This is a genomic window from Leucobacter allii, assembly GCF_022919155.1.
GTDB classification, from domain to species: domain Bacteria; phylum Actinomycetota; class Actinomycetes; order Actinomycetales; family Microbacteriaceae; genus Leucobacter; species Leucobacter allii.
Genome location: NZ_CP095045.1, coordinates 2233657 through 2258713, shown reverse-complemented (window position 1 = coordinate 2258713; position 25057 = coordinate 2233657). Strand labels below are relative to the sequence as shown.

General features: G+C 72.0%; 23 protein-coding genes and 1 pseudogene. 21 read left to right on the top strand and 3 right to left on the bottom strand.

The window, feature by feature from the left end; translation table 11 throughout:
• Positions 1–228 precede the first annotated feature (228 nt).
• From lysA to MUN78_RS10480, 8 genes are all read left to right on the top strand, one after another.
• Positions 229–1689 (top strand): diaminopimelate decarboxylase, encoded by a 1461-nt coding sequence (gene lysA / locus MUN78_RS10515; RefSeq protein ID WP_244726324.1) that lies wholly within the window; start codon positions 229–231, stop codon positions 1687–1689.
• Positions 1686–3008 carry a homoserine dehydrogenase gene (locus MUN78_RS10510; RefSeq protein ID WP_244689706.1) on the top strand — a complete coding sequence of 441 codons (1323 nt, stop codon included), beginning with the start codon at positions 1686–1688 and terminating at the stop codon, positions 3006–3008. The genes lysA and MUN78_RS10510 overlap by 4 nt, the downstream gene beginning before the upstream one ends.
• Positions 3005–3958 (top strand): homoserine kinase, encoded by a 954-nt coding sequence (thrB, locus tag MUN78_RS10505; protein ID WP_244694033.1) that lies wholly within the window; start codon positions 3005–3007, stop codon positions 3956–3958. Before MUN78_RS10510 ends, thrB begins: the two co-directional genes overlap by 4 nt.
• Positions 3959–4154: 196 nt before the next feature.
• Positions 4155–6359 (top strand): hypothetical protein, encoded by a 2205-nt coding sequence (locus tag MUN78_RS10500; protein WP_244726322.1) that lies wholly within the window; start codon positions 4155–4157, stop codon positions 6357–6359.
• A 113-nt stretch (positions 6360–6472) separates the two neighbouring features.
• Complete coding sequence (gene prfA / locus MUN78_RS10495) at positions 6473–7546, top strand: peptide chain release factor 1 (protein ID WP_244726321.1); 1074 nt, start codon at positions 6473–6475, stop codon at positions 7544–7546.
• 542 nt (positions 7547–8088) lie between these two features.
• Positions 8089–8925 carry a type IV toxin-antitoxin system AbiEi family antitoxin domain-containing protein gene (locus tag MUN78_RS10490; protein ID WP_244726319.1) on the top strand — a complete coding sequence of 279 codons (837 nt, stop codon included), beginning with the start codon at positions 8089–8091 and terminating at the stop codon, positions 8923–8925.
• Between the two features lie 713 nt (positions 8926–9638).
• Positions 9639–10178 (top strand): GNAT family N-acetyltransferase, encoded by a 540-nt coding sequence (locus MUN78_RS10485; RefSeq protein WP_244726317.1) that lies wholly within the window; start codon positions 9639–9641, stop codon positions 10176–10178.
• Positions 10179–10367: 189 nt separating this feature from the next.
• On the top strand, positions 10368–11759 hold the full coding sequence (locus MUN78_RS10480; RefSeq protein ID WP_244726316.1) for an MFS transporter: 1392 nt from the start codon (positions 10368–10370) through the stop codon (positions 11757–11759).
• A gap of 18 nt (positions 11760–11777) precedes the next feature.
• Here MUN78_RS10480 and cysE read toward each other — a convergent pair.
• Positions 11778–12346, bottom strand: a pseudogene (cysE, locus tag MUN78_RS10475) (serine O-acetyltransferase).
• A gap of 141 nt (positions 12347–12487) precedes the next feature.
• A complete protein-coding gene (cysK, locus tag MUN78_RS10470) occupies positions 12488–13423 on the bottom strand; it encodes a cysteine synthase A (protein ID WP_244689693.1) in 936 nt (311 codons plus the stop codon).
• A 199-nt stretch (positions 13424–13622) separates the two neighbouring features.
• Here cysK and prmC point away from each other — a divergent pair, with 199 nt between their 5' ends.
• From prmC to MUN78_RS10405, 13 genes are all read left to right on the top strand, one after another.
• Complete coding sequence (gene prmC, locus MUN78_RS10465; protein WP_244730060.1) at positions 13623–14507, top strand: peptide chain release factor N(5)-glutamine methyltransferase; 885 nt, start codon at positions 13623–13625, stop codon at positions 14505–14507.
• A gap of 11 nt (positions 14508–14518) precedes the next feature.
• Positions 14519–15184, top strand: coding sequence for an L-threonylcarbamoyladenylate synthase (locus tag MUN78_RS10460; RefSeq protein WP_244726314.1), 666 nt, complete (start codon positions 14519–14521; stop codon positions 15182–15184).
• A gap of 1 nt (position 15185) precedes the next feature.
• Entirely contained in the window at positions 15186–16394 is a 1209-nt protein-coding gene (locus MUN78_RS10455; RefSeq protein WP_244726312.1) for an MraY family glycosyltransferase, read from the top strand.
• Positions 16391–16855, top strand: coding sequence for a Cg1360 family ATP-synthase-associated protein (locus MUN78_RS10450; RefSeq protein WP_244689687.1), 465 nt, complete (start codon positions 16391–16393; stop codon positions 16853–16855). Before MUN78_RS10455 ends, MUN78_RS10450 begins: the two co-directional genes overlap by 4 nt.
• A 173-nt stretch (positions 16856–17028) precedes the next feature.
• Positions 17029–17832: a F0F1 ATP synthase subunit A gene (atpB, locus tag MUN78_RS10445; RefSeq protein ID WP_244689685.1), complete on the top strand. Its 804-nt coding sequence runs from the start codon at positions 17029–17031 to the stop codon at positions 17830–17832.
• 51 nt (positions 17833–17883) lie between these two features.
• On the top strand, positions 17884–18105 hold the full coding sequence (gene atpE / locus MUN78_RS10440; protein ID WP_166325026.1) for an ATP synthase F0 subunit C: 222 nt from the start codon (positions 17884–17886) through the stop codon (positions 18103–18105).
• A gap of 37 nt (positions 18106–18142) precedes the next feature.
• Positions 18143–18691, top strand: coding sequence for a F0F1 ATP synthase subunit B (locus tag MUN78_RS10435; protein WP_244689683.1), 549 nt, complete (start codon positions 18143–18145; stop codon positions 18689–18691).
• Entirely contained in the window at positions 18691–19467 is a 777-nt protein-coding gene (locus tag MUN78_RS10430) for a F0F1 ATP synthase subunit delta (protein WP_244689681.1), read from the top strand. Before MUN78_RS10435 ends, MUN78_RS10430 begins: the two co-directional genes overlap by 1 nt.
• A 54-nt stretch (positions 19468–19521) precedes the next feature.
• The gene (gene atpA / locus MUN78_RS10425) at positions 19522–21147 is read left to right on the top strand and encodes a F0F1 ATP synthase subunit alpha (protein WP_244689679.1); all 1626 of its coding nucleotides are present in this window, start codon (positions 19522–19524) and stop codon (positions 21145–21147) included.
• A 76-nt stretch (positions 21148–21223) separates the two neighbouring features.
• Positions 21224–22114 (top strand): F0F1 ATP synthase subunit gamma, encoded by an 891-nt coding sequence (locus tag MUN78_RS10420; protein ID WP_244689677.1) that lies wholly within the window; start codon positions 21224–21226, stop codon positions 22112–22114.
• 23 nt (positions 22115–22137) lie between these two features.
• Entirely contained in the window at positions 22138–23598 is a 1461-nt protein-coding gene (atpD, locus tag MUN78_RS10415) for a F0F1 ATP synthase subunit beta (protein WP_244689676.1), read from the top strand.
• A 3-nt stretch (positions 23599–23601) separates the two neighbouring features.
• The gene (locus tag MUN78_RS10410; RefSeq protein WP_244689674.1) at positions 23602–23862 is read left to right on the top strand and encodes a F0F1 ATP synthase subunit epsilon; all 261 of its coding nucleotides are present in this window, start codon (positions 23602–23604) and stop codon (positions 23860–23862) included.
• An 88-nt stretch (positions 23863–23950) separates the two neighbouring features.
• The gene (locus MUN78_RS10405; protein WP_244726311.1) at positions 23951–24730 is read left to right on the top strand and encodes a YaaA family protein; all 780 of its coding nucleotides are present in this window, start codon (positions 23951–23953) and stop codon (positions 24728–24730) included.
• Between the two features lie 13 nt (positions 24731–24743).
• Here MUN78_RS10405 and MUN78_RS10400 read toward each other — a convergent pair whose 3' ends face one another.
• The gene (locus tag MUN78_RS10400; protein WP_244726309.1) at positions 24744–24992 is read right to left on the bottom strand and encodes a M20/M25/M40 family metallo-hydrolase; all 249 of its coding nucleotides are present in this window, start codon (positions 24990–24992) and stop codon (positions 24744–24746) included.
• Positions 24993–25057 lie beyond the last annotated feature (65 nt).

Genomic DNA, 25057 nt, shown 5'->3' with positions numbered 1-25057 from the left:
GTCCGATCGGGCGCGCGAGCGCGGCCCCCGCGCGCATGCCCGGAAGCCGCCGGGGATTCGCTAAGCTGGACGGGTCCGTTCAGAGCCCCGGCGCTCGGTTCGCACGGCTTCAGGGGCCAATCCGGGTCCGCTCGCCACCGGTCGCGCGCTGCGACCCCGCGAGCGTCGGCGCAGCAGGCGCGCACGGACCGATCCCGACCGATCTCCCCGAGGATGACCGCACCGACCATGACGCAGCCGAGCACCGCGCCCCACGCGCCCGCAGACCCGAACGCGATCGACGCACGGGTGTTCCCGCCGAGCGCCCGTCGGGGCAGCGACTGCGGGCAGCTCGAGCTCGCGGGGATCCGTGCGACGGAGCTCGTCGAGCGACACGGCTCCCCGCTGTACGTGATCGACGAGGCGGCCGCGCGCTCGCGCGCGTCCCGGATCCGCACCGCGCTGCAGGCCGAGGCCGAGCGGATCGGGACGACGGCCACGGTGTACTACGCCGGCAAGGCCTTCCTGTGCGTCGAGGTCGCGCGCTGGATGGCAGAGGAGGGCCTCGCGATCGACGTCGCGAGCGGGGGAGAGCTCGCGGTCGCGCTCGCCGCCGGAGCGGACCCCGCCCGCATCGGCTTCCACGGCAACAACAAGTCGGAACGCGAGATCGCGCGGGCCGTCGAGGCGGGCGTCGGCACCATCATCATCGACAGCGAGATCGAGACGGAGCGGGTCGCCGCCGCCGCGGCGCGGGCGGGCCGCGTGCAGCGGGTCCGCCTGCGCGTGAACAGCGGCGTGCACGCGTCGACTCACGACTATCTCGCCACCTCCCACGAGGACCAGAAGTTCGGCCAGCCGCTCGCCGATGCGCCCCGGCTCGTAGCCGCGATCCTCGCCCACGACAGCCTCGACTTCGTCGGCCTCCACTGCCACATCGGCTCGCAGATCTTCGCGACCGACGGCTTCCGCGAGTCCGCACGGCGCCTGCTCGGCGCCTACCCGGAGCTGCAGCGCCTCGCCGGGCGCCCCATCCCCGAGCTGAACCTCGGCGGCGGCTTCGGCATCGCCTACACGAGCGCCCAGGCGGACGCGGTCCCCGACATCGCCGACATCGCGCGGGAGCTCGCCGACATCGTCGCGGAGACCGCCGCCGAGGCCGGGGTCGCCGTGCCCGCGCTCGCCTTCGAGCCCGGGCGCTCGGTCATCGGCCAGGCGGGCGTCACGCTCTACACCGTCGGTACCACGAAGACCGTGCAGCTGACGGGATCCGACGCCGCGGCCGATCCGGCCGACCTCGGCTACGCCGAGCGCCGCTACGTCAGCGTGGACGGCGGGATGAGCGACAACCCGCGGCCCGCGCTCTACGGCGCCGACTACACCGCCCGGCTCGCGAACCGGCTGAGCGACGCCGATCCCGCGCTCGTGCGCGTCGTCGGCAAGCACTGCGAATCGGGGGACATCGTCGTGCCGCGCGAGGTGCTGCCCGGCGACGTCCGCCCCGGGGACACGCTCGCCGTCGCGGCCACGGGCGCCTACTGCTGGTCGCTCTCCAGCACCTACAACTACGTGCCGCGCCCGCCGGTGATCGCCGTGCGGGACGGAGCCTCGCGCCTCATCGTGCGCGGACAGACCGAGGACGAACTGCTCGCGCAGAGCGTCGTCCCTTCCCCCCACGAGGGCGACCTCGGGAACGGAGCAGGCAAGTGAACGGATACCGCGATCTCCGCGTGGCGCTGCTGGGCTGCGGCTCGGTCGGCGCGCAGACGGCGAGACTGATCCTCGAGCACGGCGACGAGCTCGCCGCGCGCATCGGCGCGAGGCTGACCCTCGCCGGCATCGCGGTGCGCGACGTCGATGCGAAGCGCGACGTGGAGCTGCCGCGCGAGCTGTTCACCACCGATGCGGAGCGCCTCGTGCAGGGGGCCGACATCGTCATCGAGCTCATGGGCGGCATCGAACCGGCGAAGAGCCTCATCCTGAAGGCGCTCGAGGGCGGCGCCGACGTCGTCACCGCGAACAAGGCGCTCATCGCCGCGCACGGTCCCGAGCTCGCCGACGCGGCCGAGCAGGTCGGCGCGCAGCTCTCCTACGAGGCCGCCGTGGCCGCCGCGATCCCGATCCTCCGTCCGCTGCGGGAGAGCCTCGCGGGCGACCAGATCACCCGCGTGCTCGGGATCGTCAACGGCTCGACGAACTACATCCTCGACCGCATGGACCGCTTCGGCGACTCCGCGGAGGACGCGGCGCGCGTCGCGAGCGAGCTCGGCTTCCTCGAAGCGGATCCGACGCTCGACGTGGAGGGCTACGACGCCGCGCAGAAGGCGACCATTCTCGCGAGCATCGCGTTCCACACCGAGGTGCCGGTCGAGACGGTGCACCGGGAGGGCATCACCGCGATCACGGCCGAGCAGATCGAGGCCGCGCGGAGCGCCGGTTTCGTCATCAAGCTCCTCGCGATCGCCGAGCGCATCACCTCGTCCGACGGCGTCGAGGGCGTGTCGGCCCGCGTCTACCCGGCGCTCATCCGCCGCGACCATCCCCTCGCCGCCGTCCACGAGGGCAAGAACGCGGTGTTCGTCGAGGCGGAGGCCGCGGGCGAGCTCATGTTCTACGGCGCGGGCGCCGGCGGCTCGGAGACGGCCTCCGCCGTGCTCGGGGACCTCGTCTCCGCGGCCCGTCGCCACATCGCGGGGGGCCCGGGCATCCCGGGATCCCTGCACGCGGAGCTCCCGGTGCTGCCCGTCGGCGAGGTGACCACGGCCTACCAGATCATGCTCGAGGTCCGCGACCAGCCCGGCGTGCTCGCCGCCATCGCCGGCATCCTCGCCGAGCACGGCGTCTCGGCCGCGAGCGTCGAGCAGACGGTTCTCGAGTCCCACGGCGGGGAGCGCGACGGCCGCGCGACGCTCGTCATCGGCACGCACCAGGCGCGCGAGGCGGACCTGGCCGCCACGGTCGACGCCCTGCGCTCGGCGGATGCGGTGCACGCCGTCACGAGCGTGCTGCGACTGGAGGGCAACGCGTGAACGGCGCGCCGCGGAGCGTGCGCGTCCGAGTGCCGGCGACGAGCGCGAACCTCGGCCCAGGCTTCGACACGCTCGGGATCGCGCTCGCGCACGGGGACGAGCTCGTCGCGACGACGCGCTCCGCGCCGGGCGCCGCGGTCGCCGTCACCGGCGTCGGGGAAGGGGAGGTGCCGACGGACGAGACGAACCTCGTCGTGCGCTCCGCCGCTCACGTCTACGAGCAGCTCGGCCGGGAGATGCCCGGCCTCGAGCTCGCCGCGCACAACCGGATCCCGCACGGACGCGGGATGGGATCCTCCGGCTCCGCGATCGTCGCGGGCGTGATGATCGCCGCCGGACTCCTCGAGAGCGATCCCGAGGCGCCCCTCGTCCTCTCCGACGAGCAGCTCCTCGCCTTCGCGACGGAGCTCGAGGGGCACCCGGACAACGTCGCCCCCGCCCTCTTCGGCGGACTCACGATCGCCTGGACGACGGGGCAGGGGCCGCGGTTCAAGAAGCTCATCGTGCACCGCGGCGTGGCGCCGCTCGTGCTCGTGCCCGGCTTCACGATGTCCACGGAGCTCGCGCGCAGCCTGCAGCCGAAGCAGGTGCCGCACGAGGACGCGGTCTTCAACGTGTCCCGCTCGGCCCTGCTCGTCGCAGCCCTCACCCAGAGCCCCGAGCTGCTGCTGGAGGCGACCGAGGACCGGCTGCACCAGGACTACCGCGGCGATGCCATGCCGGCCACACGGGATCTCATCGGCGAGCTGCGCGCAGCGGGGCACCCCGCCGTGGTCTCGGGCGCGGGTCCGTCGATCCTCGTGCTCGCGAACGGACCCGCCGAGCGCCTCGCGGCCGCCGACCTCGTCGCCGAGCGGCACCCGGAGTGGCGCGTGCTGATCCTCGCCGTCGACACGAAGGGTGCTACAGTGGAGGCGATCCCCGCGGAATCTCCGCGCGCCTCAGCGTAGCCCCATCGCGGTGCCACCGGAGGCGGCTCCGAGGCGGTCGGCGCGCGAACGCTGCTTCGCCGCCCGCATCGGGCTCGGATCGTTTCCCTCATCGCGGCGAGTCCGCCCGATGATCCCGAACGCACATCAGTGCACAACCGCGGGAGAGCGAGGCCGTATGCGCGCGCTGTTCCGACGGCGTTCCGAAAGGAAGAACGTGGAATCCAACGTCGAAGACCCCCAGAACACCCCCGCCGCGGAGAACGCGGAGCCGGCGGCGCCGACGCGCCGGCGCGCCTCGCGCCGCGTGAGCGCGGCCGCCGGCGCGGTCGCCCCGGCCGCCGAGCCGGCCGCGCCCGCCGCCGAGACGGCGGCTGCCGCGGCTCCCGCCGCCGAGCCTGCGGCGGTTGAGGCGCCCGCCGCGCCCGCGGCAGACGCTCCGGCCGCCGTCGTTTCGGCCGCTGCGGAAGCTCCGGCCGCCGCGGCGTCCGCGAGCGACGACGCGCCGGTGGAGGCCGCGCCGAAGAAGCGTGCGACCCGCAGTCGGAAGAAGGCCGAGCCCGCGGCGGATGCCGCGGATGCGGCGCCGGCTCCCGCCGCCGAGGAGTCGGCCGAGACCGCTGCAGCGCCGGCCGAGGCCGCCGCCGCGCCGGCCGAGACCGCTGCAGAGGCCGCGCCGAAGAAGCGTGCGACCCGCAGCCGGAAGAAGGCCGAGCCCGCGGCGGACGCCGCGAACGCCGCCGAGGCTCCCGCAGCGGATGCCGCCGCCGATACCGCCACCGATGCCGGAGCGGCTGCGCCGGCCGCGTCGGAGGAGAGCGCCGAGGCCGCAGCGCCCGCGAAGCGCGGCCGCGGCAGGCGCGCCCAGGCCGCCGAGTCCGCTCCCGAGACGGCGGACGCCGAGGCGCAGACCGCCGCCTCGGAGCCCGCGGCCGGCACCGCGGCTCCGGCGGCTCAGTCCGAATCGGGCGGCGACGCCTCCGAGCGCGGCGCCGAGGGCGAGAAGCCCGCGCGCGGCCGCCGCAACCGTCGCGGCCAGAAGAACGAGGCCGCCGAGAACGGCGACTCCGAGTCCTCCTCGGAGACCTCCGGGGACGAGGGCAAGGGTCGCAACAAGAACGGCGGGAACGGCGGCGGTAACGGCGGGAACGGCGGGAACGGCGGGAACGGCGGCGGGAACACCGGCCCCGGTACCGGCGGCAAGAACGCCGACGACGCCTCGGCCCGCTCGAGCCGCACCCGCCAGCGCGACCGCAAGCGCCGCGGCCAGGGCGACGATCTCGAACCGGAGATCACGGAGGACGACGTCCTGCTGCCCATCGCCGGCATCCTCGACGTGCTCGACAACTACGCCTTCGTGCGCACGAGCGGCTACCTGCCCGGCACGAGCGACGTCTACGTCTCGCTCGGCCAGGTCAAGAAGTACGGTCTGCGCCGCGGCGACGCCGTGGTCGGCGCGATCCGCCAGCCCCGCGAGGGCGAGGGCAACGCCCGTCAGAAGTACAACGCGATCGTGAAGATCGACACCGTGAACGGCCGTCCGGTCGAGGAGAACGAGAAGCGCGCCGACGTGGCGGAGCTCACCCCGGTCTTCCCGCAGGAGCGGCTGCGGTTCGAGACCGGAGCGGACCGCCTCATCGGTCGCACGATCGATCTGGTCGCGCCGATCGGGCTCGGCCAGCGCGGCATCCTCGTGCTGCCGAAGCGGGTCTCGGGCACCGAGGTGGTCGCGGAGCTCGCTGCGGCCGTGACGGCGGCGAAGCCCGACGCGCACCTCATGCTCGTGCTCGCGGACGCGCAGCCCGAGGAGGCGACCCAGCTGCAGCGCACGGTCTCCGGCGAGGTCGTCGCCGCGACCTTCGACCGCCCCGCCGAGGATCAGGCGACGATCGCCGAGCTCGCGATCGATCGCGCGAAGCGCCTCGTCGAGCTCGGGCACGACGTCGTCGTGCTCGTGGATTCGCTGAACCGCCTCGGCCGCGCCTACACCCAGGCGCAGCACGGCCAGAGCCGTCCGGCGCACGACGAGATCGACGAGTTCGCCCTCGGCCACATCAAGCGCCTGCTCGCCGCCGCCCGCAACGTCGAGAACGGCGGCTCGCTCACCGTGCTCGCCACGGTGCGCAGCGGCACGGGCCTCGACGCCGACCGCGCGCTGCTGCGCGAGGTGCGGGAGATCGCCAACTCCGAGATCCGCTTCGCGAAGACCGCCCTCGGCGCGGTCCCCGCGGTGCGCGTCTCCGGCTCCGTCACGCGCGGCGCCTCGGCGATGCTCGGCGAGGCGGAGTCCGTCGCGCTCGGCGGGCTCCGTGCGGCGCTGCAGGGCGACGATGCGGAGGAGAAGCTCGTCGAGCGGCTCCGCGCGACCGCCTCCAACGCGGCTCTGCTGGCCGAGTTCCAGCGCGCCGGCCGCCTGTCCTAGCGGTCCCGCGGCCGCCCCGGCCGGGGCGGCCGCGGGCACCCGTGGATCTCCCGGTGCATCCGGGGCGACGCCGCGAGCCGCACACGGCCGCGCAGACGTGGAGGGTAAGGAAGATGTTCGAACAGGTCGAGACGCTGCTCGCGGAGCACGCGCAGCTGCAGGAGGAGCTCGCCGATCCCGCGCTGCACGCGGATGCCTCGCGCGCGAAGCGGGTGAACCGGCGGTACGCCGAACTCAGCAAGATCAAGGCCGCGCACGAGCACTGGGCGCAGCTCGGGGACGATCTCGAGGCGGCGCGCGAGCTCGCGAAGGAGGACGAGGCCTTCGCGGAGGAGATCCCGGAGCTCGAGCAGCAGCTCGCCGAGGCGCAGGAGCGGGTGCGACGCCTGCTGATCCCGCGGGACCCCGACGATGCGCGCGACGTGATCCTCGAGATCAAGGGCGGCGAGGGCGGGGCCGAGTCGGCGCTCTTCGGCGCGGACCTGCTGCGCATGTACCTGCACTACGCGGAGTCCAAGGGCTGGAAGACCGAGATGCTCGAGAAGGACGAGAGCGACCTCGGCGGGTACAAGAACGTGCAGATCGCCATCAAGTCGAACGCCTCCGACCCCTCGCAGGGCGTGTGGGCGCACCTCAAGTACGAGGGCGGCGTGCACCGCGTGCAGCGGGTGCCCGTCACCGAGTCCCAGGGGCGCATCCACACCTCGACGACGGGCGTGCTCGTCTACCCCGAGGTCGATGAGCCCGAGGAGGTCGAGATCAATCAGAACGACCTGAAGATCGACGTCTACCGATCCTCGGGCCCCGGCGGGCAGTCGGTGAACACGACGGACTCCGCGGTCCGCATCACCCACCTGCCCACGGGCATCGTCGTCGCGATGCAGAACGAGAAGTCGCAGTTGCAGAACCGCGAAGCCGCGATGCGCGTGCTCCGCGCGCGCCTGCTCGCGAAGCAGGCCGAGGAGGTCGCGGCCGAGGCCTCGGCGCACCGCTCGAGCCAGATCCGCACGATGGATCGCTCGGAGCGGATCCGCACGTACAACTTCCCCGAGAACCGCATCGCGGACCACCGCACCGGCTACAAGGCGTACAACCTCGACGCCGTGATGAACGGCGCCCTCGACCCTGTCATCGAGTCCTGCATCCGCATGGACGAGGAGGATCGGCTCAAGGCTCTGGGACAGTAGCGGCTCCGCCGCGCGCCGGCGGCCTTGCGCCTGCCGGGCTTGCGCCTGCTGGGCTTGCGCCTGCCGCTCGCGCGTCTGCGGGCTGCGCGTCGGCGTGCACGCCTGCCGGGCTTGCGCTTCCCGGGCTTGCACCTGCCGGGCTTGCGCTTCCCGGGCTTGCGCTTCCCGGGCTTGCGCCTGCCGGACGCGCGTCCGCCTGCCCTTGCGTCCGCAAGCCGTGCGGCGGCGTGCGCGCCGCACCGTCCGCCACTGACTCGCCCGTGCTCCCTCGGTAGGGGATGCGGCTTCGGTGAGCCCGCATCGCTCTGCCCAGGCTCACCGAAGCCGCATCCCGACCGACGTAGCGCCAATGGCAGCCCCCTCCCAACCGCGGCACCCCCTCCTGAACGCGGCGCCCCGCTCCGGACATGCTCTGCCGTCGCCCGCAGACCTCGTTGCGGCCATGCCGCCCCCAATGCTGCCGAACCGCGATCCCGCGGCGTGTTCTGCACAGATTCCGCCCGCCGCCTCGCCGCCCGCGCCGCGGCGGGCGAGCCTGGAGCATGTCCATTCGACCGGTGCTGGAAGCGGAGGGCGGAATCACCCGCACGCGCGTGCTGCTGGAGCGCGGGATCCCGGCGCGCCGGATCGCCGCGGCCGTCGCCTCCGGTGTGCTCCGCCGGCCCCGGCGGGGCTGGGTCGCGCTGCCGCACGCCGACCCCGAGCTGCTGCGCGCCGTCGAGGGCGGGGTCGTGCTCAGCTGCATCACGCAGGCGAAGCGACTGGGGCTGTGGGCATTCGGGGCGGAGGACCGCACCCGGGAGCAGCCGCACGTCGTCGCGACGCGTTCCGCGCGTGCATCCGCTCCTGGGTGCGTCGTGCACTGGGCGTCCCCGCTCGTCCCGAGGCCGCCGGGGACGATCGAGGACTCGGTGCCGAACGTGCTGCAGTACGTCGCCGCCTGCCGGCCGTTCGAGCAGGCGCTCGTCGTCTGGGAATCGGCGCTCAATCGGCGCCTGGTGGAGCTGCCGGCGCTCGCGCGCCTGCCCTTCCGTGGGCAGGCGCGGCGTCTGCTGCGCGAGAGCCGGCCGTTCCACGACTCCGGGCTCGAGTCGCTCGTCGGGCACCGGCTGCGCTGGTTGCGCGTCCGGCTGGTGCCGCAGGCGCACCTCTACGGGCATCGCGTGGACCTGCTCATCGGCGAGCGCCTCGTGCTGCAGATCGACGGAGGCGACCACGTCGGGCCGCAGCGCGATGCAGACAACGACTTCGACAGCCTGCTCACCAGGCGCGGGTACTACGTGATCCGCGTCGGCTACGCGGCGGTGATGTACCGCTGGCACGAGGTGCAGACGCAGATCATGGAGGCCGTCGCCCAGGGGCTGCACCGGGCGGTGTGACCGGCGGGCTCGTTCGAGGGGTCACTGCATCGCCGCCGGGGAGCCGGAGGCCGGACGGCGCCTGCGCGCGGGGCGCAGGCGCGGAGGAATGGCGGGTGCGCGCGGGGGAGTGGCGCGTGCGCGCGGGGCGCAGGCGCGAGGGAACGGCGCGTGCGCGCGGGCCCGGCCGAATGGTCGCGAGCTCGCCGGGGCCCGGGGTCGATCGGGAAGTGCCGGCGCCGCGAAGACGGGCGGTTCCTTGGGTCGGAGATGCGGCTTCGGTGATGCCGAAAACGGCGAAGCGGGCTCACCGAGGCCGCATCTCCGACCGAGCGTGCGCCTGTCTCCGGGGGAGGGCGGGGCCGGTGAGGATCGGGGTGGCGCGAAGTCGGATGGGGAGGGAATCGTCGCTCCGCGGGCAGCTCCGCGGGACGCGGGCAGCTCGATCGGCCAGTACCGCGCCGCCGAGCTGCTGCCGGGGCGGCTCTGCGGGACGAGGGCGGCTCGGCGGGATGCGGGCGGCTCTGCGGGATGCGGGCAGCTCCGCGGGACGCGGGCAGCTCCGCGGGACGCGTGCCGCTCCGCGAGCCGATCCGCGTGCCGCGCTGCGGAACGACGACCGCCGCGCGCGTGCGCACCGCGGTTCGTTCCCCGCCGACCCGCAAGGGGGTCTGGGGACCGCCACCGTGGCTCGGGGATCGCGCTGCGGTCCGTCTCCCCGCTACGCTGGGCCCATGACCGCCCCCGCAGCGCCGCTCGTCGGCCCCCTCGTCACCCTCCGCGCGCCCCGGCCCGAGGACCGCGATCCGCTGATGGCGATCCTCGCCGAGCCCGAGGTCGCCGTGTGGTGGGTGGGATACACGCCCGAGCGCGTGCAGCGCGAGTTCATCGATGCGCCCGAGACCGCGCGCATCATCGAGGTCGAGGGGGAGTGCGCTGGCGCCATGTACGTGCTGCGCGGCGAGGATCCCGAGTACCCCACGACGGTGATGCACATCTTCCTCGGCACCCGCTTCCGCGGTCGGCGCATCGGGGAGGAGGCGCTCGCGCTCGCGATCGCCCAGGAGTTCGCCGACGGCATCACGCGCGTCACCCTCGACCCGAACGTCGGCAACGCCGGGGCGATCCGCAGCTACGAGCGGCTCGGCTTCCGCACGATCGGCGTGCTCCGGGACTACCAGGTGCGCCCGGGCGGGCACCTCGAGGACGCGCTCTTCATGGACCTCACACGGAGCGACTTCCCCGACGGTCCGCCGCTCCCGTCGCGAGGCTGATCCCGAACCGCCGCCGCGCCCGGACGCACCGCCGCCGCGCCCGGACGCTCCGCCCCCACCCGGACGCGCCACCGCCCGGACGCCCCGCCCCGCCCGGACGCGCCGCCCCGGAACGCACCGCCGCACCCGCCCCGGGACGCACCGCCGCCGCGGTCCGTCCCGGGGCGCGGCGAGGACTAGCATGGCGGTATGCGCCGTGCGAGACCGATCCTGCCCTGGGTCGTGTGGGGGGTCGCGGCCGTCTCCTACGCCGTCGCGATCGTCAACCGCTCCTCGCTCGCGGCCCTCGGCCCCGCGGCGCAGGAGCATTTCGGCATCGACGCGACGACGCTGGCCACCTTCCCGGTGATCCAGCTCGTCGTCTACGCCGCGCTGCAGATCCCGGTCGGGGTGCTGCTGGATCGGATCGGCAGTACCGGGATGATCCTCATCGGCGGCGTGCTCATGCTCGGCGGCCAGGTCATCATGGCGACCGTGAACGACGTGGGCTTCGCGATTCTCGCGCGCGTGCTCGTGGGCGCTGGGGACGCCTGCACCTTCATCAGCGTGATGCGGATCCTGCCCGAGTGGTTCGCGGTCAGGCAGCTGCCGACGCTCAGCCAGGTCACCGCGCTCATCGGCCAGGCCGGCCAGCTCGTCTCCGTCACCCCCCTCGCCTTCGTGGTCGACGCCTTCGGATGGGCGAGCGGCTTCCTGGGCATCGCCGCCGCCGGCCTGCTGCTCGTGATCCTCGGCGTCGTCGTGCTGCGGGACCGGCCGGGCGGCGGCACGATGCTCGAGCGCTGGACGGGCCGGCTCGGCCGGACCAGCCGCGAGGCGGAGTCGCTCGGCGCCGCCTCCGGCACCGGAGGCGGGGGGATGCCGCCGCCCTCCACGTCCATGCTCGCCGTCGTGCAGGCGCCGCGCGGCGGCGTCGCCGGATTCTGGCAGCGCACGCGTCGCCTGCTCGGCATGCCCGGCGTGCGGCTGGCCTACTGGGTACACTTCAGCTCGCCGTTCGCCGTGAACGTGTTCCTGCTGCTGTGGGGCACGCCCTTCCTCACCGGCGGCGTCGGGCTGAGCCCCGCCGCGGCGTCCGGGCTGCTCAGCCTCACGGTCGTATCGTCGATGGTGGCCGGCGTGTTCCTCGGGCCGCTCAGCTCGCGCTTCCTGGAGCGGCGGGTCTGGATCCACGTCGGCATCACCTGCGCGATCGCGCTGACCTGGATCGCGGTGCTGCTCTGGCCGGGGGAGCCGCCCCTGTGGCTGCTCATCCTGCTGCTCGTCGTGATGCCCCTCGGCGGCCCCGCGTCGATGATCGCCTTCGAGGTGTCCCGCTCGCACACGCCGCGGAGCTTCTCCGGCTTCGGCACGGGGCTCGTCAACACGGGCGGCTTCACGGCGTCGCTGCTCGTGATCCTGCTCGTCGGCTTCGCCCTGGACCTCCAGGGCGCGGGCTCGCCCGAGCACTACTCGCTGGGGGCGTTCAAGTGGGCGTTCGCGGTGCAGATCCCGTTCTGGCTGCTCGGGATCACGATGATCGTCATCGAGCAGCGCCGCACGAAGCGCTGGATGGACGACCACGGCCGCACCCTGCGGTAGTCCGTCGGCGCTCGGCGGTCAGATCACGTAGAAGTCGGCCATGTCCGGCTGCTCGGCGACCGGGGCGCCGCGACGCGGCCGGCCCTGCGCGGGGATGCCGGTGAGCGTGGTCCACGGTTCGGCTGAGCGCACGACGACGGCGTTCGAGCCGACCGCGCAGTCGTGGCCGAGTTCGATGCCGCCGAGGAGCTTCGCCCCCGCGCCGATGACGACGCGGTCCCCGATCGTCGGGTGGCGCTTGCCGCCCTGGTGCCCCGTGCCCCGAGGGTGACCCCGTGGTAGATGAGCACGTCGTCGCCGATGACCGCGGTCTCGCCGATGACGACGCCCATGCCGTGGTCGATGAAGAGCCGTCGCCCGATGGTGGCGCCGGGGTGGATCTCGATCCCGGTGCCGAAGCGGACGAGCTGCGACAGCGCGCGGGGGAGGAAGCGCATGCCGCGCGCCCACATCGCGTGCGACACCCGATGCCACCACACGGCGTGCAGGCCCGAATAGATGAGGAACACCGATACGCCGCCGCGCGCCGCCGGGTCGGTGGCGCGCGCGGCCGCGATGTCCTCGCGGATGCGGGAGAAGAGGCTCACGTCGTCCGTTCCTCTCGGATCGGGGGATCGGGTGCGGTGGGGTGCGGATCGGGAGCGGGGCCGCCGAGCGGCGCCGTCCGGGGCGCGGGCGGAACCGCAGCGCACGGCGCGCCCGCGCCCCGGACCCTTAGCGATCGGGGCTCAGACGTTCAGGTCCTCGAAGAGCACGGTGGAGAAGTAGCGCTCGCCGAAGTCGGGGACGATGACGACGATCTTCTTGCCCGCGTTCTCGGGGCGCTTCGCGACCTGCGTCGCGGCCCAGACCGCGGCGCCGCCCGAGATGCCGGCGAGGATCCCCTCGTCGGTGCCGAGCGCCCGCGCCTTCGCGATGGAGTCCGCGAGGGTGACGTCGACGACCTCGTCGTACACCTCGCGATCGAGGATGTCCGGCACGAAGTTGGCGCCGAGGCCCTGGATCTTGTGGGGGCCGGCCGTGCCCTCGGTGAGGAGCGGGGAGTCGACCGGCTCGACGGCGACGACCGCGATCTCCGGGTTCTGCTCCTTGAGGTAGCCGCCGGCGCCGGTGATCGTGCCGCCCGTGCCGATGCCGGCGACGAGGATGTCCACGGCGCCGTCGGTGTCGTTCCAGATCTCCGGGCCGGTGGTGGATCGGTGGATCGCGGGGTTCGCGGGGTTCGCGAACTGCTGCGCGAGGACGGCCCCCGGCGTCGCCGCCGCAATCTCCTCGGCCTTGGCGACGGCGCCCTTCATGCCGAGGGGGCCCTCGGTGAGGACGATCTCGGCGCCGTACGCGGCGAGGAGCTTGCGGCGCTCGACGCTCATGGTCTCGGGCATCGTGAGGATCACGCGGTAGCCGCGCGCCGCGCCGACGAAGGCGAGCGCGATGCCGGTGTTGCCGCTCGTGCCCTCGACGATCGTGCCGCCGGGCTGCAGCGCGCCCGACTGCTCCGCCGCGTCGATGATCGCGATGCCGATGCGATCCTTCACGCTGCCCGCGGGGTTGTAGAACTCGAGCTTCGCGTAGACCTCGGCCCCGGCGTCCTCGGTGACGCGGTTGAGTCGGACCAGCGGCGTGTTGCCGAAGGCCTGCGTGATGTTGTCGTACGTCCGTGCCATGGGTGCGTGACCTCTCTGCTGGTGCTCTGCGTGCTGGGTGATGACCACTTCAAACTATAGTGTCCGGTTATCCGAGGGGTGTCCGTGAGTTATGCAATGCAACGCCCCGTGACGCGGGGCATTCCCCGCGTCGCCGGCGCGTCGCGCGGCGTATGCCAGAGTTGGGGGCGTGGATGAACGGGACGGGAACGACGCGGTGATGCTGCTCGCGCGACTGCAGGATGCGCTGGAGCGCGGCGGGATCGAGGATCCGGCGGGAGAGGCGCAGCTCATCCTCGCCCACGCCCTGGGGGTCTCCCGGGGGCGGGTGCAGGCGCTCGCGCTGCTGGGGTCGCGCGTCGACGCGGATGCGGCGGCGCGCGCGGAGGAGATCGCCGCCGAGCGTGCGCGGCGCGTGCCGCTGCAGCACCTCACGGGGCGCGCGCCGTTCCGCACGATCGAGCTCTCCGTGGGGCCTGGCGTCTTCGTGCCCCGGCCCGAGACGGAGACCGTCGTCCAGTTCGCGATCGATGCGCTGCAGCTCGTGCCCGCGGCGGAGCCGATCGCGGTCGACCTGTGCACGGGCAGCGGCGCCATCGCGCTCGCGATCGCGCAGGAGGTGCCGCGCGCCCGCGTGTGGGCCGTCGAGCGCGACGCGCACGCGCGCGCGTGGGCCGAGCGCAACGTCGCCGAGTGGGGGGACGGGCGGGTGGGCCTCCTCGCGGGCGACGTCCGCGCCCTCGACGAGATCGCGGAGCTCGACGCGATCCGCGGACGCGTCGACGTGCTCGTCTCGAACCCGCCGTACGTGCCCGACGGGATGGTGCCGCGGGATCCCGAGGTGCGGGATCACGATCCGGAGGCCGCGCTCTACGGCGGCGCCGACGGCCTCGACCTCGTGCGCGCCATCAGCCGTTCGGCGCGCACCCTCGTGCGTGCGGGCGGGCTGATCGTCCTCGAGCACGCGGAGACCCAGGGGGAGGCGATCCGCCGGATCCTCGCGGCCGACGGCTGGCGTGCGGCCGCGACCCACCCCGACCTCACGCGGCGCGATCGGACCACCACGGCGCTCGCGCCGACCCTCCTCCCGGGCGCGACCGAGTAGAATCGGCGGTTATGGCCGAGGTCTTCGATTGCTCTGATCCGTCGCAGCTGCTCGCCGGGACGCGTACCGCGCGCCGGGCGATCGGGCAGGGGGAGCTCATCGTGCTCCCCACGGACACGGTCTACGGGGTCGCGGCCGACGCCTTCACGCCCGAGGCCGTCGAGCGCCTGCTCGCCGCGAAGGGCCGCGGGCGCCAGTCGCCGCCCCCGGTGCTGATCCCGAACACGGGCACGCTCGCCGCGCTCGCCGCGGAGGTCACCGAGCCGATCACGGCGCTAGCCGAGGCCTTCTGGCCCGGCGGGCTCACCATCATCACGCGGGCCAACCCCTCGCTGAGCTGGGATCTCGGGGAGACGGGCGGCACCGTCGCGCTGCGGATCCCGAATCATCCCCTCGCCCTCGAGATCCTGCAGGAGACGGGGCCGCTCGCGGTCTCCTCGGCGAATCTCACGGGGCAGCCGGCGGCGCGCTCCGCCGCGGAGGCCCGGGGGATGCTCGGCGACGCGATCACCGTCTACCTCGAGGCCGGCGAGGTCGCGGGCGGCGGCACCGCCTCGACGATCGTGGATGCGACGGAGACCACGGCGGAGGGCGGCGCGCTGCGCATCCTCCGCGCGGGCGGGGTCACCCGGGAGGCGATCGCGGAGCTGCTGCCGAAGGTCGCGATCGAGGGCTGAGATGCTCCCGTACCTGCTCGTCGGCGCCGTCGCGGCGCTCGTCACGGCGGCGGCGTGCTTCGTCGTCCTGCGGCTGAGCCGTCGCTTCGGGCTGGCGCCGGAGGTGCGCGCGCGGGACGTGCACAGCACTCCGACCCCGAGGCTCGGCGGCATCGCGATGTTCATCGGCGTGCTCGTCGCGTTCGCCCTGGCGGCCGGACAGGCGGAGTTCGCCGCCGTCTTCGCCCAGGCCGCGAAGATGTGGGCACTGCTCGGCGCCTGCGCGATCATCGCCGCCGTGGGCATCCTCGACGACCTGCTCGACCTGGACTGGATGATCAAGCTCGCCGCGCAGCTCGCGGCGACGGGGCTGCTGGCCTGGCAGGGCGTGCAGATCGTCTCGCTGCCCTTCGGGGACACGCTCATCGTCGGGTCTCCCGCGCTCAACTTCGTGCTTACCGTCTTCCTCATGACGCTCGTCATGAACGCGGTGAACTTCGTCGACGGGCTCGACGGTCTCGTCGCCGGCGTCGCGATCATCGCGAACTCGCTCTTCTTCATCTACACGCGCCTGCTCGCCGCGCAGGCCGGGCGCGTCGACTCGGTGACCCTCGCGAGTCTCATCGCGATCGTCGTCGTCGGCGCGTGCGCGGGGTTCCTGCCGTACAACTGGCACCGGGCCAGGATGTTCATGGGGGACACCGGCGCGCTGCTGGTGGGGCTCCTCATGGCGACCTCGACCGTCTCCGTCACCGGGCAGCTGAACCCCGCGTCGCTCGATCAGAAGCTCGTGCTCGCGAGCTACATCCCCATCATCCTGCCGGTCGCGGTGCTCGCCCTGCCGCTCGCGGACTTCTCGCTCGCCGTCTTCCGGCGGCTGCGCGCGGGGAAGAGCCCGTTCTCCGCCGACCGCCAGCACCTCCACCACCGCCTCCTCGACATGGGCCACTCGCCGGTGCAGGCCGTGCTGATCTTCTACACCGGCACGGCCGTGCTCTCCGTCGCCGTGCTGCTCGTGTTCGTGCTGCAGAGCTTCGCGCTGCCGATCGCGGTCCTCGTGGCCGGGGCCGCGCTGTGCTCGGCGCTGCTGCTGCTGCCGGCGCGGCGCGTGCGCCGGGCTCTGGTCCAGCGGGGCTTGATATCGTGGTCCGGGCGCACCGCCCGCGCCGCACCCGCCGATCAGCGATCCGTCACGGTCGCCGACGGATCCGATGAAAGGACCTCCGAGTGAGCGACCCCACCCCGCAGGCCGAGCAGCCCGCGCCTCGGCCGATGCCCGCCTCGCAGCCCGTGCTGCTGAAAGCGCTGCGCTGGGGGCTCGTGGTCACCGTCGGGCTGATGATCGTCTTCGCGGTGCTCGGCCTGCTCGTCTCCGGGCAGCCCGGGCTCTGGGGCGGCGTGATCGGCACGGCGCTCGGAGGCGTCTTCCTGCTGATGACGGTGGGCAGCATCGCCTTCGCGAACCGCTTCGTCGAGAGCGATTCGTACATCGTGGCCTTCTTCGGGATCGTGCTCGGCAGCTGGGTGCTGAAGTTCATCGCATTCATCGTCGCGGTCGTCCTGCTGCGTGATCAGCCGTGGCTGGACACGCGGATCCTCTTCTTCGGCGTCATCGCGAGCGTCATCGCCTCCCTCGCGCTCGACGTGCTCATCATCGCGAAATCCCGCATCCCCGTCGTCTCGGACAGGTGATGGAGAATCCGCCCGCGGGTTTCTCCCACGGCGGAAATCACTGCTAGACTAAAGACGTTCCCTGCCGGGTGGCCTTCGTTATGCCTGTTTCGGTGCGGGGCACGACCACCGTTCGACACCGTGTCGGCTGATGCCGCACCGACGTCAGGAGAATGGCGCTGTTCGCTAACGCTATGCACCTCGTGACCCCTGTCCTCTTCGCGGCCGAAGAGGGTGAATTCCACGCGCCGACCATGGCCGAGTTCTTCCCGGACATCGTGCTGTTCGAGGGGACGCCCTTCGCCATGAACCGGATCATGATGATCCGCGTGCTCATGACGGTCATCCTGCTGGTGCTCTTCTGGCTCGGCACGCGTCGGATGCGGGTCATCCCCACCCGAGGGCAGTCCCTCACCGAGATGGCGATCGACTTCGTGCGCGTCAACATCGCGGAGGATCTGCTCGGCAAGATCGACGGCCGGCGCTTCCTGCCGATCCTCGCTGCGATCTTCTTCTCGATCCTCGCCTTCAACATCACGGGCATCGTCCCCGGTCTGAACATCGCGGCATCGGCGGTGATCGGCTTCCCGCTCGTGCTCGCGGCCGTCTCCTACGTGACGTTCATCTACGCGGGCATCAAGAAGAGCCCGGGCAACTTCTTCAAGAACTCCCTCTTCCCCTCGGGCGTGCCCAAGGCGATCTACATCATCGTGACGCCGATCGAGTTCATCTCGACCTTCGTCATCCGCCCGGTCACGCTGACGCTCCGACTCCTCATGAACATGATGGTCGGCCACCTGCTGCTCGTGCTGCTGTTCGCCGCCACCCAGTTCTTCCTCTTCTCGGGGGACGGCTTCTTCAAGCTGTTCGGGGTCGGCACCTTCGCCTTCGGCTTCGCCTTCACGCTCTTCGAGATCCTCGTCGCAGTGCTGCAGGCCTACGTCTTCACGCTTCTCACCGCCGTCTACATCCAGCTCGCGCTGGCTGAAGAGCACTAACCCACCGGGTTCGGCAACCGCCGCACTCAAATACGGAAGGAAACACATACCGTGTCTGTTCTCGCTGAAATCTCGGGCAACATCGCAACCGTCGGTTACGGTCTCGCCGCCATCGGCCCCGCCATCGGCGTGGGTATCGTCGTCGGCAAGACGATCGAGGGTGTCGCCCGCCAGCCCGAGCTCGCCGGCCGCCTGCAGGTCCTCATGTGGATCGGCATCGCCTTCACCGAGGCGCTCGCGTTCATCGCGATCGCGACGCCGTTCATCTTCTAATCCGCTCTCACCTTTCTAGTCTCGAAAGGGGGGCTTGATGATTAACACAGTCTTCGTCGCTGCTGAGAGTGCGGATCACAACCCGCTGCTCCCGGCGACCTACGACATCGTGTGGTCGCTCGTCGTCTTCGCCGTCATCCTCGTCGCATTCTGGAAGGTCTTCCTCCCGAAGATGCAGACGATGCTCGATCAGCGCGCCGAGGCGATCGAGGGCAACATCGCCAAGGCCGATGAGGCCCAGGCGAAGGCCGAGGCCGCGCTGCAGGAGTACACCGCGCAGCTCGCCAGCGCCCGTCAGGAGGCCGGTGAGATCCGCGACGCCGCACGCGCCGACGCGACCAAGATCGTCGCCAAGGCCAAGGACGACGCCACGGCCGAGCAGGCCCGCATCGCCCAGGCGGCGCAGGCGCAGATCGAGGCTGAGCGCCAGAGCGCGGTGGTGTCGCTGCGCAAGGACGTCGGCTCGCTCGCGATCGACCTCGCCTCCGGCGTGGTCGGGGAGTCGCTCGCCGACGACCAGAAGGCCTCGGCGCTCGTCGACCGCTTCCTCGCGGATCTCGAGGCCTCCGAGAAGGCAGCCCAGTAATGGGAAGCGCGTCACGCGAAGCACTGGCCCAGGCGCAGACCGCCCTGCGGGACGGCCTCGACCCGGCCGCCGGGATCGAGCTGCTCCAGGTCGCCGCGCAGATCGACGCCGCGCCCGCGCTGGCCTCGGCGCTCGGGGACGCCTCGGCCGCGGCCGAGAGCAAGTCCCAGGTGGTGGAGCGCCTCTTCGGCGGTCTCTCCGCTGACGCGCGCGCCCTGCTCACGGCAGCCGTCTCGGGCCGCTGGTCCAACGTCTCCGAGTTCGTCGCGGGCGTCGAGGAGCTCGGCCTGCGCGCCGAAGCCCTCGGCAACGCCGAGCTGTCCGACGAGCTGCTGCTCGTCGCCGACCTCGTCGACCGCAACCACGAGCTTCAGCTCAGCCTCGGCAGCAAGCTCGGCGATCCCGCCGCGAAGGCGACGCTCATCGCTCGCCTCCTCGACGGCAGGATCGCGGCGTCCACCGTCGCGGTCGTCCGCCACCTCGTCGCGAACCCGCGCGGCCGGCGTCTCGACGTCGCCCTGCGGCAGACGGCGCGCATCGCGGCTGACCAGCGCGGCAGCGAGCTGGCGACGGTGACCGTCGCGGCCCCGCTCACGGCGGCTCAGCAGACGCGGCTCGCGGGACTCCTCGAGCAGTCGGCCGGACGCCCCGTGAAGGTGACCACGGTCATCGATCCGGAGCTCATCGGCGGCATCCGCATCCAGCTCGCCGACGACGTGATCGACGGCAGCGTCCGGGCACGCCTGGACGATCTGCGCCAGAAGCTCGCGGCCTAGCGCACTACTTTTTACCCCCGGGGCGGCGCTTCCGGACCAGACAGAGGAAACGAAATGGCAGAACTCTCAATCAGCCCGGACGAGATCCGCGACGCGCTGAAAGACTTCGCAGCGTCGTACGAGCCGGCCCAGGCGGAGAAGACCGAGGTCGGAACGGTGGTCGACGCCGCGGACGGCATCGCCCACGTCGCCGGCCTCCCCGGCGTCATGGCGAACGAGCTCGTCCGCTTCGCGGACGGCACGCTCGGCCTCGCGCAGAACCTCGAGGAGGACGAGATCGGCGTCGTCGTGCTCGGCGAGTTCACCGGTATCGAGGAGGGCCAGCAGGTCACCCGCACCGGCGAGGTGCTCTCCGTGCCGGTGGGCGAGGGCTACCTCGGCCGCGTGGTCGACCCGCTCGGCAACCCGATCGACGGCCTCGGCGAGATCGCCGGCGTCGAGGGCCGCCGCGCGCTCGAGCTCCAGGCGCCCGGCGTCATGCAGCGCAAGTCGGTGCACGAGCCCATGCAGACCGGCATCAAGGCGATCGACGCCATGATCCCCGTCGGCCGCGGCCAGCGCCAGCTCATCATCGGCGACCGCCAGACGGGCAAGACCGCGATCGCGATCGACACGATCATCAACCAGAAGGCCAACTGGGAGTCGGGCGACGTCTCGAAGCAGGTGCGCTGCATCTACGTGGCGATCGGCCAGAAGGGCTCGACCATCGCCTCGGTGAAGGGCGCGCTCGAGGACGCCGGAGCCATGGAGTACACGACGATCGTCGCGTCCCCGGCCTCCGACCCCGCCGGCTTCAAGTACCTGGCCCCCTACACCGGTTCGGCGATCGGCCAGCACTGGATGTACGGCGGCAAGCACGTCCTCATCATCTTCGACGATCTGTCGAAGCAGGCCGAGGCCTACCGCGCCGTGTCGCTGCTGCTGCGCCGTCCGCCGGGGCGCGAGGCCTACCCGGGCGACGTCTTCTACCTGCACTCCCGCCTGCTGGAGCGCTGCGCGAAGCTGTCCGACGAGCTCGGCGCCGGTTCGATGACGGGCCTGCCCATCATCGAGACGAAGGCGAACGACGTCTCGGCGTACATCCCCACGAACGTGATCTCGATCACCGACGGCCAGATCTTCCTCCAGTCGGACCTCTTCAACGCGAACCAGCGGCCCGCGGTCGACGTGGGCATCTCGGTGTCCCGCGTGGGCGGCGACGCGCAGGTGAAGTCGATCAAGAAGGTTTCCGGCACGCTCAAGCTGGAGCTCGCGCAGTACCGCGCCCTCGAGGCGTTCGCGATGTTCGCGTCCGACCTCGACGCGGCCAGCCGCAAGCAGCTCGAGCGCGGCGCCCGCCTCACCGAGCTCCTCAAGCAGCCGCAGTACACCCCGTACCCGGTCGAGGAGCAGACGGTGTCGATCTGGGCCGGCACGAAGGGGCACCTCGACGAGGTGCCGGTCGAGGACATCCTCCGCTTCGAGCGCGAGTTCCTCGACTACCTCGGCCGCAACTCCGAGGCGCTGAACACGCTCCGCGCGACCAACGTCCTCGACGACGACACGGTCGCCGAGCTCGAGGCGAAGATCGCGACCTTCAAGTCGGAGTTCCGCACGTCCGCCGGTCAGAGCCTGAGCGAGCAGTTCGATGCGCTCGACGAGGCCGAGATCAAGCAGGAGCAGCTGGTCGTCAAGAAGTAGCCGGTGCCCGGCGGGGGCGACGCCCCCGCCGGCCCGCTGCATCTGACCAGCACGCCCCGACCAGTACAGGAGAGACATGGGAGCGCAACTTCGGGTCTACCGGCAGAGGATCCGCTCTGCCCAGACGACCAAGAAGATCACCCGTGCGATGGAGCTGATCGCAGCCTCGCGCATTCAGAAGGCGAAGGCGCGCGTCGAGGCCTCGACGCCCTACGCCCAGGCGATCACCCGCGCGGTGTCCGCCGTCGCCACGCACTCGAACACCGACCACCCGCTGCTGACCGAGGCCGAGACGGTCGAGCGGGCCGCCGTCGTGATCTTCACCTCGGACCGCGGCCTCGCCGGCGCCTTCAACTCGCAGGTGCTGCGCGAAGCCGAGGAGCTCAGCGAGCTGCTGCGCGAAGAGGGCAAGGAGGTCGTCTACTTCCTGATCGGCCGCAAGGCCCAGGGGTACTTCTCGTTCCGCCGCCGCGCCGCCGAGCGCATGTGGGTGGGGGACACCGAGAACCCGGGCTTCGAGACCGCGAAGGAGGTCGCCGAGGCCCTGCTCGAGGTCTTCGCCCGGCCCGCGGCCGAGGGCGGCGCGCAGGAGATCCACCTCGTCTACAACCGCCTGATCAGCATGGTCAGCCAGGTTCCCGAGGTGCACCGCCTGCTCCCGCTCCAGGTCGTCGAGGGCGTCGCCGAGGCGACGGACGCGCCGGAGTCGCTGTACGAGTTCGAGCCGGACGCCGACACGGTGCTCGACCGGCTGCTGCCGGCCTACATCGAGTCGCGCATCTTCAACGCCCTGCTGGAGTCCGCCGCAGCCAAGCACGCCGCGACGCAGAAGGCCATGAAGTCCGCGAGCGACAACGCCGACGCGCTGATCCGCGACTTCACCCGTCTCGCGAACAACGCGCGCCAGGCCGAGATCACCCAGCAGATTTCCGAGATTGTGGGCGGCGCCGACGCGCTGTCCGGCTGATTTAGCTACGAAGAGAGAGAAACATGACCGAAACCGCCGCAGTGGCGACTGAGGCCACCCAGGTTGTCGGGCGGATCGCTCGAGTGACCGGCCCCGTCGTCGACATCGAGTTCCCGCACGACGCGATCCCCGCCGTGTACAACGCTCTCGAGACCACCATCGACTTCGGCGAGGGCTCCGAGCCGCTGAAGCTCGTGCTCGAGGTCGCCCAGCACCTGGGCGACAACCTCGTCCGCGCGATCGCGCTGAAGCCCACCGACGGCCTCGTCCGCGGCCAGGAGGTCGTCGACACCGGTGAGTCCATCACCGTCCCGGTCGGCGACGTCACCAAGGGCAAGGTCTTCAACGTGACCGGGGACGTGCTCAACCTCCCGGAGGGCGAGACCATCGAGGTCAGCGAGCGCTGGAGCATCCACCGCACGCCCCCGGCCTTCGACCAGCTCGAGTCGAAGACGCAGCTCTTCGAGACCGGCATCAAGTCGATCGACCTCCTCACCCCGTACGTGCAGGGCGGCAAGATCGGCCTGTTCGGCGGCGCGGGCGTCGGCAAGACCGTCCTCATCCAGGAGATGATCCAGCGCGTGGCGCAGGACCACGGCGGCGTCTCCGTGTTCGCCGGCGTCGGCGAGCGCACCCGTGAGGGCAACGACCTCATCCACGAGATGGACGAGGCCGGCGTCTTCGACAAGACCGCGCTCGTGTTCGGCCAGATGGACGAGCCGCCGGGGACGCGTCTGCGCGTGGCCCTGTCGGCGCTGACGATGGCGGAGTACTTCCGCGATGTCCAGAAGCAGGACGTGCTCCTCTTCATCGACAACATCTTCCGCTTCACGCAGGCCGGCTCCGAGGTCTCGACGCTGCTCGGCCGCATGCCCTCCGCCGTGGGCTACCAGCCGAACCTCGCCGACGAGATGGGCATCCTCCAGGAGCGCATCACCTCGACCCGCGGCCACTCGATCACCTCGCTGCAGGCGATCTACGTCCCCGCGGACGACTACACCGACCCGGCACCGGCGACGACGTTCGCCCACCTCGACGCCACCACGGAGCTCTCGCGCGAGATCGCGTCGAAGGGCCTCTACCCGGCCATCGATCCGCTGACCTCTTCGAGCCGCATCATGGACCCGCGCTACTTGGGCGCGGACCACTACCGCGTCGCGACGACGGTCAAGCAGATCCTCCAGAAGAACAAGGAGCTGCAGGAGATCATCGCGATCCTCGGCGTCGACGAACTCTCCGAGGAGGACAAGATCACCGTGTCGCGCGCACGGCGCATCCAGCAGTTCCTCTCGCAGAACACCTACATGGCGAAGAAGTTCACCGGCGTCGAGGGCTCCACGGTGCCGCTGAAGGACACGATCGAGTCCTTCGACGCGATCGCCAAGGGCGAGTTCGACCACGTCGCCGAGCAGGCGTTCTTCAACGTCGGCGCGATCTCCGACGTCGAGGAGAACTGGGCGAAGATGCAGAAGGACCTGGCGTAAGCCATGGCCTCGCTCAACGTCAGCGTCGTCTCGGCCGATCGCAAGGTCTGGGAGGGCGAAGCCTCCCAGGTCATCGCGAAGACGGTCGAGGGCGAGATCGGCATCCTCGGCGGTCACGAGCCCCTGCTCGCCCTGCTCGCGCAAGGCCAGGTCCGCGTGACGACCGCGGGCGGCGAGAAGATCGCGGTCGACGCGGAAGGCGGCTTCCTGTCCGTCGACCACGACTCGGTCACGATCGTCGCGGGAGCGGCCGCGCTCGTGTAGCTCCCTCTCCGCACGCGGGGCCGGGCGAGATCCTTCGGGATCGCGCCCGGCCCCTCGTCGTCTCCCACCCACCCCGGAAAGGCCCGCCATGCTCGTCCTCCTGCCGCCCTCCGAGACCAAGCGCCCGGGCGGCGCCGACGCCCTCGACGCCGACGCGCTGCGGCACGCCGCGGCGCTGGGGGAGGCGCGCCGCCGGGTGCGCGTCGCGCTCGAGGAGCTGAGCCGCGACCCGGAGGCCGCGGCGAAGCCGCTCAAGCTCGGTGCGAAGAACCGCGGCGAGCTCGCCCATAATCTCTCCCTCGGCTCGAGCGGGGTGCTCCCCGCGATCGAGCGCTACACGGGGGTGCTCTACGACGCGCTCGCGGTGTCCGAGCTCGACGCCGGGGCGCGCTCGTGGATCGACGGGCACGTACGCGTGCAATCGGCGCTCTTCGGACTCATCGGGGCCGGGGATCCGATCCCCGCCTACCGCCTGTCCGCGGGCTCCCGCCTGCCGCAGCTGCCGGTGCCGCTCAAGCGGATCTGGCGCGAAGCGCACGCCGAGCTCGACTGGTCGGCCGCCGGATTCGTGCTCGATCTGCGCTCGCAGGACTACGCGGCTCTCGCGCCGCTGCCCGCAGGGGTGGGGCATCCGCTCGCGGTCGTGCAGCGCGGGGCGGACGGGGAGGTGCGCGCGCTCAACCACTTCAACAAGGCGGCGAAGGGCGATCTCGTCGCCCGGCTCGCCCGATCCCGCGCCGACATCCCGGACGTCGCGGGAATGCTCGCCTGGGCGGCGGACGCGGGCCTCGAGCTCTCCGGCCCCGACGCGGCGGGCGCGTTGACGCTCGTGACGGAGCTCGGCGCGCCGGCGACGCGGCCGCGCTAGCCCGGCCCGCCGGTCACGGGGCGGCGTCGACGCGCAGCACGGTCTCCAGCAGCACCTCGATGCCCGTCGCGACATCGGCGAAGTCGCTCCACTCCTCGGGGCAGTGGCTCCTGCCGTCCCGCGACGGGATGAAGATCATCGCCGAGGGGGCGAGCTCCGCGATCGCGACGCCGTCGTGCGTGGCACCGGAGTAGAGCTGCACGGTCTCGTGCCCGAGCTCGAGCGAGGCCGCGAGCGCGAGGCCGGAGAGGTGCTGGTCCATCGGCGTCGGCGCGTCGAGGTGCCCCAGGCGAGCGCGCTCGAGGTGCGATGGATCCCGTCGAGCTC